This window comes from Pseudomonas sp. TNT2022 ID642 (genome assembly GCF_028656995.1).
In the GTDB taxonomy this organism is placed as follows: domain Bacteria; phylum Pseudomonadota; class Gammaproteobacteria; order Pseudomonadales; family Pseudomonadaceae; genus Aquipseudomonas.
In genome coordinates this window covers 763649-778702 of the sequence record NZ_JAMDGW010000007.1, presented here as the reverse complement: position 1 = coordinate 778702, position 15054 = coordinate 763649, and the positions used below count along the sequence as shown (strand labels likewise).

The 15054-nt window shown below is 60.8% G+C and carries 12 protein-coding genes; 4 read left to right on the top strand and 8 right to left on the bottom strand.

Features of this window, described 5'->3' with window-relative positions:
• Positions 1–85 precede the first annotated feature (85 nt).
• The 8 genes from M5G26_RS09410 to M5G26_RS09375 all read right to left on the bottom strand — a co-directional run bounded on the left by M5G26_RS09410 (position 86) and on the right by M5G26_RS09375 (position 9645).
• The gene (locus M5G26_RS09410; protein WP_273915119.1) at positions 86–1474 is read right to left on the bottom strand and encodes an amidohydrolase family protein; all 1389 of its coding nucleotides are present in this window, start codon (positions 1472–1474) and stop codon (positions 86–88) included.
• Positions 1475–1487: 13 nt separating this feature from the next.
• On the bottom strand, positions 1488–2855 hold the full coding sequence (locus M5G26_RS09405) for a nucleobase:cation symporter-2 family protein (RefSeq protein WP_134173995.1): 1368 nt from the start codon (positions 2853–2855) through the stop codon (positions 1488–1490).
• Between the two features lie 249 nt (positions 2856–3104).
• Positions 3105–4148, bottom strand: coding sequence for a CobW family GTP-binding protein (locus M5G26_RS09400; RefSeq protein WP_273915118.1), 1044 nt, complete (start codon positions 4146–4148; stop codon positions 3105–3107).
• A 49-nt stretch (positions 4149–4197) separates the two neighbouring features.
• Positions 4198–4866 (bottom strand): UbiX family flavin prenyltransferase, encoded by a 669-nt coding sequence (locus M5G26_RS09395; RefSeq protein WP_273915117.1) that lies wholly within the window; start codon positions 4864–4866, stop codon positions 4198–4200.
• Positions 4863–6248, bottom strand: a complete 1386-nt coding sequence (locus tag M5G26_RS09390) for a UbiD family decarboxylase (RefSeq protein WP_273915116.1) — start codon at positions 6246–6248, stop codon at positions 4863–4865. Before M5G26_RS09390 ends, M5G26_RS09395 begins: the two co-directional genes overlap by 4 nt.
• A gap of 244 nt (positions 6249–6492) precedes the next feature.
• Positions 6493–7398 (bottom strand): amidohydrolase family protein, encoded by a 906-nt coding sequence (locus tag M5G26_RS09385; protein ID WP_273915115.1) that lies wholly within the window; start codon positions 7396–7398, stop codon positions 6493–6495.
• A 4-nt stretch (positions 7399–7402) separates the two neighbouring features.
• Positions 7403–8332, bottom strand: coding sequence for an amidohydrolase family protein (locus M5G26_RS09380; RefSeq protein WP_095047475.1), 930 nt, complete (start codon positions 8330–8332; stop codon positions 7403–7405).
• A gap of 389 nt (positions 8333–8721) precedes the next feature.
• Positions 8722–9645 carry a LysR substrate-binding domain-containing protein gene (locus tag M5G26_RS09375; protein ID WP_273915114.1) on the bottom strand — a complete coding sequence of 308 codons (924 nt, stop codon included), beginning with the start codon at positions 9643–9645 and terminating at the stop codon, positions 8722–8724.
• A 118-nt stretch (positions 9646–9763) separates the two neighbouring features.
• Between M5G26_RS09375 and M5G26_RS09370 the strand changes: the two genes are divergently transcribed.
• The 4 genes from M5G26_RS09370 (at position 9764) to M5G26_RS09355 (ending at position 15019) form a co-directional block, all read left to right on the top strand.
• Entirely contained in the window at positions 9764–10228 is a 465-nt protein-coding gene (locus M5G26_RS09370) for a (2Fe-2S)-binding protein (RefSeq protein ID WP_134173986.1), read from the top strand.
• The gene (locus tag M5G26_RS09365; RefSeq protein WP_273915113.1) at positions 10228–12441 is read left to right on the top strand and encodes a xanthine dehydrogenase family protein molybdopterin-binding subunit; all 2214 of its coding nucleotides are present in this window, start codon (positions 10228–10230) and stop codon (positions 12439–12441) included. Before M5G26_RS09370 ends, M5G26_RS09365 begins: the two co-directional genes overlap by 1 nt.
• Before the next feature lie 6 nt (positions 12442–12447).
• Positions 12448–13341, top strand: coding sequence for a LysR substrate-binding domain-containing protein (locus M5G26_RS09360; protein ID WP_273915112.1), 894 nt, complete (start codon positions 12448–12450; stop codon positions 13339–13341).
• A 181-nt stretch (positions 13342–13522) separates the two neighbouring features.
• Positions 13523–15019: a helix-turn-helix transcriptional regulator gene (locus tag M5G26_RS09355; protein ID WP_134173979.1), complete on the top strand. Its 1497-nt coding sequence runs from the start codon at positions 13523–13525 to the stop codon at positions 15017–15019.
• The last annotated feature ends 35 nt before the right edge of the window (positions 15020–15054 follow it).

Below are 15054 nucleotides of genomic sequence, written 5' to 3'. Positions count from 1 at the left end.
CTTTTTATTGCCTGTTTACTCGGTCGACTGAAAGTTTGCCTTCGCTGGCAAGCCAGCTCCCAAAGGATTTTCATTTGTTGCGGAATCAGTCGTCGACGTTCATCAGTTGCTGCACACCTTCCCACGCTTCGGCGCGCATGCGTTCGATGTCCAGCCCCGGAATCACACCGTTATCGACGACCACACGGCCACCGACCAAGCTGTATTTCACCGTGATCGGCTCACCCGCCACCACTGGCGCGACGGCGCTGTCGTGGAAACCATAGAACCGTGGATGGTCGAGGCTGTAGATCACCAGATCCGCAGCCTGACCGACTTCAAGTGTGCCAACGGCACCGAGGCCCAGCACTTGCGCGCCGCCCGCCGTGCCCCAGTGAATGACGTCTTCAGCGGTGGTCGCCGAGGCGCCTTGTTCGGCGCGGTGGATCAGCCACGCGGTGTTGGCTTCGCCGACCATGCTCCCGGACTCATTGGAGGCCACACCATCCACGCCCAGGGAAATCGGCACGCCAGCCTCGTACATCTGCGGCACCGGTGCGACGCCGCTGCCCAGGCGGGCGTTGCTCACCGGGCAGTGCGAGATGCCGGTGCCGGTTTGCGCGAGCATGCGGATTTCACCCGGTTGCAGGTGCACGGCGTGGGCGAACCAGACGTCCGGGCCGAGCCATTCATGTTCGGCGACGAACTCCACCGGCAGGCAGTTGTATTTCTCGCGGCAGAAATTCACGTAGTTCTGCGTTTCCGACAGGTGCGTGTGCAGGCGTAAGCCGAGGCCGCGCGCGGTGTGTGCCAGTTCGCGCAGCAGGGTTGGCGGCAGCGAGAAGGTCGGCGTAGTTGGCGCGACGACGACGCGGCGCATCGCGTCCGGGGCGTCCTGGTGATACCGCGATTTCAGCCGTTCGATATCACCGACCATTTGCTCGAGGCTTTCCGGCTGCAGCGCGGTTTTCGAGAAGCCCGGGTGGGCGCTGGCCGACTCCAGTGCGCCGCCACGGCACAGCACGAAACGCAGGCCGAATTCATCGGCCATGTCGAACAACAGGTCGCCGGTCTCGGTGCTGCCGTGGGCGTGATAGAGATAGTGGTGATCGGCGCAGGTGGTGACGCCGGATAGCAGCAACTCGACCATGCCCAAACGCGCAGCGATCCGCGCCAGTTTCGGAGTAAAGCGGTTGAGGCGCGGATAGGGCACGCTCGCCAGCCAGCCTTGCAGATCCTGATTCAGTCCTTCGGGCACGGCTTTGAGCAGGTTCTGGAACAGATGGTGGTGAGTGTTGATCCAGCCCGGATAGACCACGCAATTGCGTGCGTCGATCACCCGTTCGCCGGGTTGCGCTTGCAGGTCGGCGGCCATTTCGGCGATGCGACCGTTGACCACGCGGATGTCCACGGCGCCGGCCCGCGCGCGAGGGCCGCGCAGGCCGGTCATCACCGCGACCGGGTTCTTGATCAGGATGTTCTGAAGTTGAGTCATGGGCAGCTCCAAACTAAAGGATGTGCGAGGCGGATTTGCTGGCGGTGGTTTCCGGCACGCTGACGCCATTCAGCGCGGCGTTGAGCAGCACCGACACCAGGCAAGCGATAACCACGCTGCTGTGCAGGAACGGCTGCGACCACTCGGGGAGTTGTTTGAACAGGGTGGGTGCGAGCACCGGCACCAGCGCGGCGGCGATGGTGAAACCGACGATCAGCACGTTGTAGCGATTGCGCTCGTAGTCGACTTTGGCGAGGGTTTGAATGCCCGCCGCCGCGACCACGCCGAACATGGCGATGCCGGCACCACCGAGGGCGGCAGTCGGCATCGAAGCGATGATCGCGCCGGCTTTCGGCACCAGGGCAATCGAGCACATCAGCAAGCCGCTGACCGCGACGACCCAACGGCTGCGTACGCCGGTGAGGATCACCAGGCCGACGTTCTCCATGAAGGCGATAAAGGGAAACGCGGCAAACATCCCGGCGATGGTGCTGGCCAGACCATTGGCGCGCAGACCGTTGATGACCTGTTTGTCTTCCACTGGTTTTTCGACGATGTCGCCAATGGCCACGAACAGCCCCATCGACTCGACCATCTGCACGATCATCACCACCACCATGGTCGCGATGGGGATCAGGCTGAAGGTCGGCAAGCCGAAATAAAACGGGTAGGGCACGGTCAGCCATGGCGCTTCTTCGACGCTGTGAAAACTGCCCATGCCCAGACCGTAGGCCAGACCGGCGCCGATCAGCATGCCGATCAACACAGCCATGTTGCGCAGCAAAGGGCTGCCATAACGGTTGACCAGCAAAATGGTCAGCAACACCACCACCGCCACGCCGAGAAACGCCGGCGCGCCAAAGTTGCTCGCATTGCGTCCGCCGCCAACCCATTCATAGGCAATCGGGAACAGCTGCAAGCCGATCACGGTGACGATGCACCCGGTCACCACCGGCGGGAAGAATCGCCGCAATCGGCCCACGAACGGCGCGATCAACATGGTGAAAATCCCCGCGCCGATCACCGCCCCGCAAACCCCGGCGAATCCCACCTCCGGGTTGCTGCCGATGGCGATTACCGGGCCAACGCTGCTGAACGCCACGCCTTGCAGAATCGGCAGGCGCACGCCGAACTTCCAGAAGCCGACGGTTTGCAAAAGGGTGGCGATGCCCGAGCAGAACAACGTGGTGCTGATCAACACCACCGTGTCGGCGTGGGACATTTTCAGGGCACTGGCGACAATCAACGGCACGGCGATGGCGCCGATGTACGAGACGGCCATGTGTTGCAGGCCGAGGGTGAGCATCTGTCGCACCGGCAAAACGCGGTCGACGGGATGCACGGTGGATGCGCTTTTCGATGGGGATGTGGCTGACGACATGGGGAAACACCTCTGGCTGTTTTATGCGGTAGAGAGGGGTATTCGTCTGATGCCGCTTATCTCAAGAACACAGTGGAACCCTGTGGGAGCTGGCTTGCCAGCGATGGCGATTTAGCAGTCACCATTTTTATAAACTGACAGTCCGCTATCGCTGGCAAGTCAGCTCCCACAGGTGTTGTGTTGTTCACAAGAATTGGCATCAGTCATTCGTGCTGCGAAGCCGCCATCCACCGGCTCCGATGCCTTGTTTCAGCCTGCCAGGCAGGCGGCGAAGCCTTGGTTCAGCGCCGCGCGATCCAGGTCGCGGCCGATGAACACGATCTTGCTTGAGCGGGGCTCCGTGCCCCACGCGGTCGAGGCGCGGAATTCCACCAGGCTGTGCACGCCTTGCAGCACGTAGCGCTGGTCTTCGTTGGCCACCGCGAGCACGCCTTTCATGCGGTACAGGTTGTCGGCCTGAGAGAAACGCAGCTCGCTGATCCAGCGATGGAAGGCCATAAGGTTGACCTCGCCGTCCACGGCGATGCCCACCGATGACACGCTTGGGTCGTGCTCGTGATCCGGCTCTTCATGATGGTGTTCGTGATGGTTGTGATGCTCGGGTTCCGCGCCGATCTCCATCAGCTTCTGCGTGCATTCAAATGCGCCGATGCCGAGGATTTTTGTCAGGTCGATTTGCGCATGGGTCGAGGTCACCAGATCCGCTGTGGCATTCAAGCCACGGATCTTTCCGCGCAGGATTTCTACCTCGTCGCTGCTGACCAGATCGACCTTGTTGATGACGATCCGGTCGGCGCAAACAATCTGATCCACCGCCTGATTGTCGACGCCGTCGAGTTGCAAATCCTCCAGGTGCTGTGCGATGTGCTTGGCGTCGACCATGGTCACGATCGCGTCGAGTTCGACTTCATCGGCGATCGGGTCATTGATGAAAAAGCTCTGCGCCACCGGGTACGGGTCAGCGAGGCCACTGGTCTCGATAAGGATGTGATCGAGGCGCACCGGGCGCGCCACCAGTTCGCGGACGATGCGCACCAGATCCTCGCGAACCTCGGCGGTGCAGCATACGCAGCCGTTGACCATTTCGTAGATTTCTTCGGTTTCCGAGCTGAGGACGAGGTCGCCGTCGATGCCGACTTCACCGAATTCGTTTTCGATCACGGCGATTTTGCGGCCGTGGTTTTCCTTGAGGATGTAATTGAGCAGGGTGGTTTTACCGGCACCGAGGAAGCCGGTGAGGATGGTCACGGGGATTTTGGTGTTGCGGGTCGGGGCGTTGAAGGGGGTGTTCATCTGAAGCTCCTTAACTGTGTTTTTGTCGGAGTGCGATCAACTGTGGGAGCTAGCCTGCTAGCGAATGCGGTGTGTCATCCAGCGGTGATGGCGACTGATCCACCGCTTTCGTCGGAACGCCGCCCGGACCAGGCTCGCTCCCACAGGGATTTGGGTGTTCACGCCAGCGGGTGGCAACACCGGCATCGAGGCCAAACAGATCGAGCACGCGACCAAGGCTGTGGTCGACCATTTGCGCCAGATTCTCCGGGCGGGCGTAGAAGGCTGGCACCGGCGGCGCGATGATCCCGCCCATCTCGGTGACGGCGGTCATGTTGCGCAGGTGCGCGAGGGTCAGCGGGGTTTCGCGGGCCATCAGCACCAGCGTGCGCCGCTCCTTGAGCGTGACGTCGGCAGCACGGCCGATCAGCCCCGAGGACGTGCCGGTGGCAATCTCCGCCAACGTGCGCATAGAACACGGCGCGACAACCATGCCGAGGCAGCGAAACGAACCGCTGGCAATCCCGGCGGCGACGTCATCGGCGCGGTGGTAATGACTGGCCAGCGCAGTGACGTCGGCCAGTTTGTAGTCGGTTTCGTGGGCCATGGTCAGGAGTGCGGCGCGGCTGATGATCAGGTGGCTTTCGATGTTCAGCTCGGCGAGCAATTGCAGGAGTCGCACGCCATAGATGAAGCCGGACGCGCCGCTGATGCCTACCACCATCCGCTGGCGGTTCATGATTGAAGTCCTTTGAGCAGAACCCGCGCGCGCTTCAGAACTTCTTGATCGAGCTGCGCCTTGATCCCGTCAAAGCCCGAACCTCGTGTGGCATCCAGGCCCATCCGCGAAGTGGTGCCGTTGACCGACGACGAAGGGTCGAGCGGACTGCCCGGTAAACCATCAATGGTGAACATATCCAGGTGCGGCTGAAAGTGTGTGGCCAGCGCCCACAGCACCTGACTGTCATCACTGATGTCGATATCGCTGTCCACCGCGATCACGGTTTTCAGGTACGGATCCCAGCCGAGCAGGGCCAGCATGATCTGCCGCGCCTCGCCGTCGCGACTTTGATCCAGCGCCACGTAACAGTGGAAGTGTGTGCCGGAATTGGGGTAATGCACGGCGGTGATGGCGGGGAAACGTGCTTTCAGTTTCTCGCTCATTTCCGCTTCGCGGGGCAGGCGGGCGAGGGTCAGATGCTCGGCGTAGCGCCCGCCCATGACGTCGACCAGCCAGGCATTTTTGCGCTTCAACAGGGTGTCCACGCGCAGTACGTTGTTGGTCGAACGATCCGAAGAATAACCGCTGAATTCACCGAACGGACCTTCCTCGGCATACGCCGCCGGGTCAATCGCGCCTTCCAGAACAAACTCGGCATACGCCGGCACACCGATGCCGTAGCGTGGGGTTTTCACCAGTTCCAGTGGTGCGCCGAACAGCCCGCCAGCGACGGCACGTTCATCGGCGCCATAAGGCAAGCGCGCAGCAGCGGCGAGCATGAACAACGGATGCGCACCGACGACCATTGCTACGCGCAACTCTTCGCCACGCTCGCGGGCGGTTTGCAGCATTCGCCACAGATGACCGCGTGAATGCAGGCTGGTGGCAAGTGCCTGGCGGGCGTGGCGCATCGAGCGGTGGTAGCTCATGTTGGCGATGCCGGTCAGCGGGTCTTCGGCGATGATGATGGCGTTAGTGATGTACGGCCCGCGATCACTGTCGAAATGCTTGAGCATCGGCAGCAGTGCGAGATCCAGCGCTTCGCCTTCGAAGACTTCATCGAGGATCGGGCCGCTTTCTACATAACGCGGTGCGATGGGTCGGTTGGCGCGGGTTTGAAAGGTTTCGTGTAACTGCGCAGGCATTACGCCGAACAGCCGGGCGATGCGGGTTCGGGACGCAAACAGATTGGTCGCCACCGGCACGCCGAGATGGCCGACGTGTTCGCAGATCAGCAGTGGATCGCGGCCTTGGGCGGCGAGGGCATCGACCAGGGCGGTGACGTCCTGATCGGCGGAAATCGCTTGGGTGACAGTCAGCATATCGTCCGGGTACTCACGGCGATAGGCGTCGATGAACACGTGAAAGTCCTGGGAATCGCCGAGCGTCGAACGGGTCATGGTGTCACCTCGTAAAAAGCAGGCACGCAGGGGTGAGAGGGCGATCGTGCGGCCAGCCGTTGGCCTGCCGGTCGAGCGAACGCCGGATCATCTTCGTGCCTGTAAAGTCGCTGTGTGTCGGTCGTAACATTGGCCCCTGTGGGAGCGAGCCTGCTCGCGAATGCGGTAGGTCATTCAAAGTTGATGGCGACTGACTCACCGCTTTTGCGAGCGGGCTCGCTCCCACATTGGGTTTTGTGTGTGGCTACAGGTACGTTGTGGTCAGGCGAATGTCAGCCTCGACCAGATCCTTGGGCGGTGGCGTCGGTTCGATCCCGCACAACCGGGCGATGTTGTTGCCCAGGTAGTCCTCGAGATGATCCTCATCGATGGCCAACCCCTGCGGTGCCGGTGAGCACAACACCTCCAGTTCTCGCAGCCACATGCCCGGTTCGTTCGGCGGTGAGTCAGTGCCGAATACGATCTTGTTGCGCGGCAGCTCCTTGGCGAATTCGACGATCCGCGACTGGAAGCACCAGCCCGATTCGCAGTACACGTTCGGCGTGTCCATGGCCATCCAGAACGCCTCGAACGAGTAGTTGCCGCCGGTCTGGATGCCGAAGTGACCGATGATGAAATTGACCATCGGGAATTCGCGGATGATCGGGTAGAACATCGTCGGAATCGTGTACGGGCCGTCGCCGGTGTGGATCAGCACAACGATGTTGTACTTGGCGCAGACTTTCATCGCCGGGCGCAGCCAGTCGAGTGCGCGATCAGGGCGATAGCCGTGCATGTTGGCGTGCAGCTTGAGCATCTTGAAGCCGTATTCCTTGATGTGGAATTCCAGCTCCGCCGCACCGTTTTCCGGTCCCCAGCGCGGGTTGAAGTTGAAGTTGCCGATGAAGCGATCCGGGTACTTCACACAGAGTTCGGCGACGTAGGACATGTAATCACGCACGCCCTCGCGACCCCGGCGGTTGCCGTCGCGATAACCGGTGTTGCCCGGTGGCGGCTGGATGAAACCCATGTCGATGCGGCGTGGTTTGCCGTTGATCATGTACGGGCCGTCCATCAACTTGAGCATGCGCTCGCCGGTGAACGGTTCGCCGGTGTGGCGCCAGGCCTCGTCGACCAGGTTGGTGGGATGCAGATGGGTGTCGATGATCATCGGTTCAGCTCCTGGCCAGTTGAGTGGTGACGGGGCGCTTGAGTTGCGCCTCTGCTTCGGAAACGGAACGCGGTGGCGGGGTTGGCTCGAGGCCGATCATCCGCGCGGTGTTGTTGCCCAGGTACTCTTCGAGAGTGTCCTCGTCGAGATTCAGGCCTTGTGGCGGCTCATGGCAGAGCACTTCGAGCAGGCGCAGCCACATGCCCGGTTCGTTCGGTGGGGTGTCGGTGCCAAAGAGGATCTTGTGCGTCGGCAGGACCTTGGCGAATTCGACGATTCGCGATTGCAGGCACCAGCCGGATTCGCAATAAACGTTGGGTAACTCCATCGCCCATTGCATCGGTTCGAAGACGTAGACGCCGCCGGTCTGCACACCGAAGTGGGCCATGATGAAATCGACGTTGGGAAATTCCTTGATCATCGGCACCCATTCCGACGGGATGCTGTAAGGCCCGTCGCCGGTGTGCAGCTTGACCGGAATGCCCAGCTCAGCGCATTTCTCGAAGCATGGGCGCACCCAGTCAAGGGCACGGTCAGGACGGTAGGCGTGCATGTTGGCCTGCATTTGCACCATCTTGAAGCCGTGTTCCTTGACGTAGCGCTCGATCGCCTCGACGCCGTTTTCCACGCCGCAGCGCGGGTTGTAGACGAAGCAACCGATGAAGCGATCCGGGTAGGTCTGGACCATTTTCAGGGTGTACGCCATGTAGGCGTCGATGGATTCACGGCCTGACAGTTCGCCGTCGGTCCAGGTGTAAATCGTGTTGCCCTGCGGCGGCTGGATGAAGGCTTTGTCAATGCGGCGCGGCTTGCCGTTGACCATGTACGGGCCATCCATCATCTCCAGCAGACGCTCGCCGGTGAACGGGTCACCGTCATGCCTCCAGGCGAGGTCCACGAGATCCGTGGGATAGCAGCTGATATCGATGATCATTGAAGTCGATCTCCTGATAGCGGGGAAGGGAGCCTTGCGGCTCTCGGCATCCACGTCCCGGGCAATCGGCCGTTTCTATGCGCAAGACACGCGCATTCCCTCGCCTGTTCGCATCCGGCCCGGGTGGGTGGCTGCTGAGGGCGAGTATTGGAAAGGGGGGTTGGGTTCGTACAATATTAATTGGGCGCGGTGGTGATACTTGGGCGATATGGGCAGATCAAGAGCTACCCTCACCCCAGCCCTCCCGAAACGTCGGACCGCCCAGAGGGAGAGGGAGCCGACCGAGGTGTCTTGCCTTGTACATCGACCTGAAAGAACCAGTCGATTATGGATTCACAGCAGGAGGTGCACGTCGGTGTCATTCGCCAATATTCCCCGATCGGTCCCCTCTACCTCTGGGAGAGGGCTAGGGTGAGGGCAGGGTTCTCAAGCGTACACAGGACTAACTGCCTAACCGCATCAACCACCGGCGCCACACGTTCGGCCTGCCCCTGCGGCCACACCGCATAAAGGTTGTAATGCGCCGCAATCTGCGCCTCGTTCAACGCCACCAATCGCCCATTGCGCAACGCATCAGCCGCCAATAATCCGCGCACCAGTCCTGCACCGACACCGGCCTCAGCGGCAGCTATCAAATTCGCCGCATTATCAAAAATCACCCGCGCCGGCGGTTCAGTCGGCGTCATCCCGGCGGCATCCAGCCACGGAATCCACGATCGTCGCGAATACCCCAACAACGGCAATTCGAGTATTTGCGCCGGGCTCAACGGCGCCTGCAAACCATGCCGTTCCAGCAACTCCGGAGAAGCCACCGCCAACACCCGATCGCCACAGATCTGGGTCATCTCGCAGTCGTCCCAATCGCCATAGCCATAACGCAACGCCAGATCGACCCGCTCAAACGTGCTGCGATCACTGCGCGGCATCGACAGCAGCGTCACCTCGTAATCCGGCAAGCCATCAAGCAATTGCGGCAGGCGCGGATTGAGCCAGCTTTGCGCCAGTTCACTGTCGACATCCAGGGTCAAACGTTGCGCCACGCTGCGGTTCTTCACCGAGGAAATCGCCCGGTCGATTTGCGCCAGACCATCCGACAACACACTGGCAAACAACTGCCCGGCATCAGTCAAATTGCTGCCGCCACCTTCACGGACGAACAGCGGCTGGCCGATGAAATCTTCCAGCGCACGGATCTGCTGGCTGATCGCACTGTGCGTCAGATCAAGTTTGCGCGCCGCACTGGAGAAACTGCCGCTGCGCGCCGCGTGAATAAACGCACTCATGGACTGCACCGACGGGTATCGCTTGTACATGTTGTTAGTCCTGCTTACAGCGGTTGGCAGAAATCGTCGCTGGCCGCGTGTTGCTCAGGGTTCCAATAATCGGTGACCAGGCCCGCATAAAGACGGGCCGCTCTTCTGGAGCCTGACAATGATTGCATTCACGGTTAACGGCGAACGACGCGAGCTGGATGAAGCGTCCTCCTCCATGCCCTTGTTATGGGTACTGCGTGATCAACTGAAACTCACCGGCACCAAATTCGGTTGCGGCATGGGCCTGTGCGGTGCCTGCACCGTGCACCTGGATGGCGTCGCGGTGCGTTCCTGCCAGTTGCCGGCGGCCGCCGTCGCGGGCCACAGCATCACTACCATCGAAGGCCTGTCGCTGACGGAAACTCATCCTCTGCAACTGGCCTGGATCGCCGAAGATGTGCCGCAATGCGGTTACTGTCAATCCGGGCAGATCATGTCCGCCGCCGCGTTGCTCAACACCGGTGCGGCGGTGACCGACGATTCGATCCGCAATGCGATGTCCGGGAATATCTGCCGCTGCGGCACCTATGGGCGCATCAACAAGGCGATCAAACGTGCGGCGAATGCGCCGAAGGAGGCCTGATGAGCCTCGTCGACGACACCCGCATCGAACTGCCGCGCCGGGTTTTTCTCAAGCAAGCGGCAACAGTCGCTTCCGGTTTGGCGATTGCTCTCTATCTGCCGAGCGGCATCGCTGCGACTGACCCGAAAGCCCCGGCACCGGCCAGCGAGTTCGAACCGAATGCCTGGGTGCGCATCTTTCCTGACGGCAAGGTGAAACTGGTGGTGCACAAGCACGATTCCGGCACCGGCACACAAACGGTGCTGGCCGCGTGCGTGGCTGAAGAGCTGGACGTCAACCCGATGACCGTGCAGGTGATCACCCCGGAAGATCCGTTTTTCGAAACCTACATTCATCCGGTCTGGAAGGTCTTTTCAACGGGCGGCAGCACCAGCGTTTCCCTTGAATACGACCGCTTGCGTATGGCCGGAGCTACGGCGCGGGCGCTGTTGATTACGGCGGCAGCCAAGCAGTGGAAAGTCAGCCCCGACAGTTGCGTCACCGAAGAAGGGCGGGTCGTTCACACCGCGAGCCAGCGCAGGCTCGGTTATGGTGAACTGGTCGCAGTGGCGGCGAATCTGCCGGCGCCGACCAACGTTACGCTGAAGGATCCGACGCAATTCAAGTACATCGGCAAACTGCGTCACAAACGTGATGCGGCGGCCAAGGTCTGCGGGCGTTTCAAATACAGCATCGACGTGCAATTGCCGGACATGCTGGTGGCGGTGATTCAGCGTGCGCCAGTGGTCGGGGCGAAAGTGCTCAGCGTCGATTCTGCTGCGGCTCTAAAAGTGCCGGGCGTGCGCAAAGTGCTGGCGATTGCGGGGCGGCCCGATGTGCTCGGCGGCAATCTGGAAGGTGTCGCCGTTTTGGCGGATACGTTCTGGGCGGCGCAGCAGGGCCGCCAAGTGTTGGAGATCAAGTGGAGCGATTCGCCGCTGGCCGGGTTTGACAGCGAGCAACTGGCCAGCGCTCAGGCCCGAGCCATCGGTGATCCTGAAGCTCAAACCGTCAAAGCGATGACCCAAGGTGATGTCGCCGGGCAATGGGCGGGCGCGGCGCAGCTGATCGAAGCCGATTACACCATGCCCTACAAGGTGCAAAACCCGCTGGAACCGATCTGTATCACCGCGCAGGTCAAGGACAAGGCAATCACGTATTGGGGTGGTGTGCAGGTGCCGTCCTCGGCACTCGAGGCGGCGCAAACCGTGTGCGGGATCGACAAGGCCAACGTGACCATTCATGAATTGGTCTCCGGCGGCAGCTTCGGTGCGCGGGAGGCCAAGTACTGGTTGTTTGAAGTCGCGTATCTGGCGCAGAAAACCGGTGTGCCGGTGAAATTGCTCAATAGCCGCGAAGATGAAATGCACGCGCTGTTCAATCATCCGGCCACTTTGCATCGGGTCAAAGGTGCGCTCGACGCTCAGGGCAAACTCAGCGCGCTGCAACTGCACGCGGTGTCGCCAGCCTCGCCGGAACAGTGGGAGCCGGGTTATTTCGAACGTCCAGACAAAATGGATTACAGCACCACCGAGGCGATCACTGCGTGGGACTTCGCCTACCGTCCGCCGCATCTGGAATTGAACTGGGTCAAGCACGAAAGCAACGTGCCCAGTGGTTGGTATCGCTCGGTGAGTTTCATCCCCAATGTGTTCGCCGTGGAAAGTTTCATGGATGAACTGGCTCATGCTGCCGGTGAAGATCCATTGGCGTTCAGGCTGGCCAATATGCAGGAGCGGCCACGGCACGTGGCAGTGCTCAAGCAAGCTGCCGTGCGCGCCGGTTGGGGTAAACCGCTGCCACCTGGCACGGCACTGGGGATCGCGACCAATCAGGGTTACACCAGTTTTATTGCGGTGGTCGCGCGGGTGACAACGGTCGACGGCAAGCCGAAAGTCGAGAAACTCACCTGCGTGGTCGATTGCGGTTTGGCGGTCTCGCCGGGCGGTGTCGAAGAGCAGGTTTACGGCGGCTTGATGTGGGGGTTCGGCCATGCGTTGTTCGACCGGCTCGACATCAAACAGGGCAGGGTGGTGCAGAGCAACTTCCACGACTACCGCGTCACGCGCATGTCGGACATGCCGACCACCGACATCCTCGTACTGGACGGTGAACCGAGCAAACCTGGTGGCGTCGGTGAGTTGGGCAGTCCATCGGTGGTGCCGGCCATCGCCAATGCCCTGTTCGCGCTGACCGGCGTGCGCCAACGTTCGACGCCATTGAACCTGGGGTAAGTCGCCATGGATTTGCGTCTGCTGCGGTATTTCATGGCGTTGGCCGATGAGTTGCACTTCGGTCGCGCTGCCGAACGCCTGCACATCTGCCAGCCGCCGCTGAGCCAGCAGATTCGCCTGCTGGAGGAGGAACTGGGCACGCCGCTGTTCGAGCGCAGCCATCATCGGGTCGAGCTGACGGCGGCGGGGCAGATGCTCAAGGAGCAGGCGCCGCTGGTATTTGAACAGCTAGAGCGGGCGCTGGACCTGACGCGGCAGACCGGACGGGGACAGTTGGGCGAGCTGGAAATCGGCATGATCAGTTCGGTAATGGTCGGCGTGCTGCCCAAGGCCCTGCATCTGTTTCGTGAGCGCTATCCGCAGGTCAACTGGCGTCTGCATGAAATGACCCCGGCGGCACAGGTCAAGGCGTTGAAGGAAAAACGCATTGATGCCTGTGTGTTTCGTGTCGGTTACGACGATCCGCTGTTGCGCAATGAACTGCTGATCTACGAGCCTATCCATGTGGTGATGCCGGCGGATCATCCGCTGGCCAGCCGTGAGTTTCTGGCGCCGGCGGATCTGGCCCGCGAGCCGTTTGTGGCGTTGGAATTGAAGCAGTCGCGGTTTGCCAATTTCCTTTATCAGTGCTGTATTCAGGCCGGGTTCACCCCGCAGATTCGCCAGCAGGTGATCGAGGTGCAAACCTTGCTCAGCCTGGTGCGCGCCGGGTTTGGGGTGGCGCTGTTGCCGGCGTCCATCGAGCAATTGGCCCCGGCGGGGTTGGTGTTTCGGCGCTTGACCCCGGCGTTGCCGGAGGTGCCTTTGTATGCCACTTATCGGGCGGACGATGCTTCGCCAGTGCTGAAGCTGTTTCTCGACACGTTGCGTGAGCTGGTAGTTGACTCAAGCCAGCACTGAACCAGGTAGGAGCTGCCGAAGGCTGCGATCTTTTGACTTTGATTTTTAAAGATCAAGATCAAAAGATCGCAGCCTTCGGCAGCTCCTACAGGGAGAATTGTGGTGGTTTTTAGATGGTCGGCACGATCACGGGCCGCCGCGGTCGTACTCTTCACATGGGCGTATCACTTGTGGAGATCCAATGAGCCAGGAAGTCCTGACCACCGAAACCAACCGCCGCCAGTTGCAGCAGATCATCGCCGGGCTGTCCGACGGGGTGATTCTGCTGGAGCTGGATCAGAGCATTCTCTGGGCCAACGAAGCCGCGCTGGCCATGCACGGTGTCAAACGGATCACCGATCTGGGCCACAATGCCGACGAGTACGCCAAGAAGTTCCACCTGCGCTATCGCAACAATCACTCGATCACCGCCGAAAACTATCCGATCAGCCGGGTGGCGCGCTGTGAGAGTTTCAATGACGTGCTGATTGAAGTGTCACCGGCCGACGACCCGGAGCGCATTTGGGTGCACAGCGTGCGCAGCATGATTCTCACGGATCGCGAAGGGCAGCCCGAGTCGTTGGTGTTGATCATGAGTGACGTCACTGACTGGGCCAACGCTGAGCAGCGCTTCGAAAAGACCTTCAACGCCAATCCTGCGCCGGCGGTGATCTGTCGCCTCAGCGATTTGCGGTACATCAAGGTCAATCCCGGGTTTCTCGAGATGACCGGCTACACCCGTGAGCAGGTGATCGGCACCTCGGCTTATGAAATCGACATCTTCGAGCAGGCCGAGAAAAAGGATCTGGCGATTCAGCGTCTGCGTGATGTCGCGACCATTCCGCAGATGCAAGCCGAGCTGCGCCTGCCCGATGGCGGTAGCAAGCAAGTGATCGTTGCCGGCCAGCCGCTAACGCTAAACGACGAGGATTGCATGCTGTTTTCGTTTGTCGATATGGAGCTGCGGCACAAGGCCGAGGTGGCGTTGCGTCAGAGTGAGGAGCGTTTTGCCAAAGCATTTCGCTTGACGCCGGTGCCGATCCTTATCTGTAGTGCCGACGAGCAGCAGGTGATCGACGTCAATCAGGCGTTCCTCGATACCCTGGCCTACGACAGCGAGGACATGCTCGGCAAAACCGTGACGCAGCTGGATTTCATCGATGACAGCGGCGCGCGTACGCGGTTGCTGGCGGCGCTGGCGAAAAGCGGTCGGGTGGATCGGGTGGATGTGCGGGTGCGCAAGAAGGATGCGGACCTGCTCGAATGTGCGCTGTCCGCCGACACCGTGAATATTCAGGACATGCCGTGTTATTTGCTGGTGTTGATGGACATCACCGAGCGCAAGCGCACCGAACTTGAGTTGGTGGCGGCGATTGAAGAGGTGATGAAGGACGCTTCCTGGTTCAGCCGTACGTTGATCGAGAAGCTGGCCAATGTGAAGAAGGTTAACTCGCCGCAATTGCCTAGCGTGTCGTTCACTGATCTGACGGCGCGCGAGCGTGATGTGCTGGGGTTGATCTGTGAAGGGCTGGCGGACAAGGAGATCGCAGCGCGGCTGAAACTGGCGCCCAACACGGTGCGAAATCATGTGGCGACGGTGTATTCCAAGCTGGATGTGCACAGCCGCAGTGAGGCGATTGTCTGGGCGCGGGAGCGTGGGCTGTTTGCCGGGGAATCGAGCGCCAAGGGTCAACGATAGGGTGCAAATGCACTAGTTCGAATGGTGCAAATTGA

What these genes read in the sequence shown, in the direction of transcription:
- M5G26_RS09355 (WP_134173979.1), top strand. Translation starts at nt 13,523, where the DNA reads ATGAGCCAGGAAGTCCTGACCACCGAAACCAACCGCCGCCAGTTGCAG.
- M5G26_RS09380 (WP_095047475.1), bottom strand. Translation starts at nt 8,332, where the DNA reads ATGATCATCGATATCAGCTGCTATCCCACGGATCTCGTGGACCTCGCC.
- M5G26_RS09360 (WP_273915112.1), top strand. Translation starts at nt 12,448, where the DNA reads ATGGATTTGCGTCTGCTGCGGTATTTCATGGCGTTGGCCGATGAGTTG.
- M5G26_RS09370 (WP_134173986.1), top strand. Translation starts at nt 9,764, where the DNA reads ATGATTGCATTCACGGTTAACGGCGAACGACGCGAGCTGGATGAAGCG.
- M5G26_RS09400 (WP_273915118.1), bottom strand. Translation starts at nt 4,148, where the DNA reads ATGAACACCCCCTTCAACGCCCCGACCCGCAACACCAAAATCCCCGTG.
- M5G26_RS09410 (WP_273915119.1), bottom strand. Translation starts at nt 1,474, where the DNA reads ATGACTCAACTTCAGAACATCCTGATCAAGAACCCGGTCGCGGTGATG.
- M5G26_RS09395 (WP_273915117.1), bottom strand. Translation starts at nt 4,866, where the DNA reads ATGAACCGCCAGCGGATGGTGGTAGGCATCAGCGGCGCGTCCGGCTTC.
- M5G26_RS09375 (WP_273915114.1), bottom strand. Translation starts at nt 9,645, where the DNA reads ATGTACAAGCGATACCCGTCGGTGCAGTCCATGAGTGCGTTTATTCAC.
- M5G26_RS09365 (WP_273915113.1), top strand. Translation starts at nt 10,228, where the DNA reads ATGAGCCTCGTCGACGACACCCGCATCGAACTGCCGCGCCGGGTTTTT.
- M5G26_RS09405 (WP_134173995.1), bottom strand. Translation starts at nt 2,855, where the DNA reads ATGTCGTCAGCCACATCCCCATCGAAAAGCGCATCCACCGTGCATCCC.
- M5G26_RS09385 (WP_273915115.1), bottom strand. Translation starts at nt 7,398, where the DNA reads ATGATCATCGACACCCATCTGCATCCCACCAACCTGGTCGACGAGGCC.
- M5G26_RS09390 (WP_273915116.1), bottom strand. Translation starts at nt 6,248, where the DNA reads ATGACCCGTTCGACGCTCGGCGATTCCCAGGACTTTCACGTGTTCATC.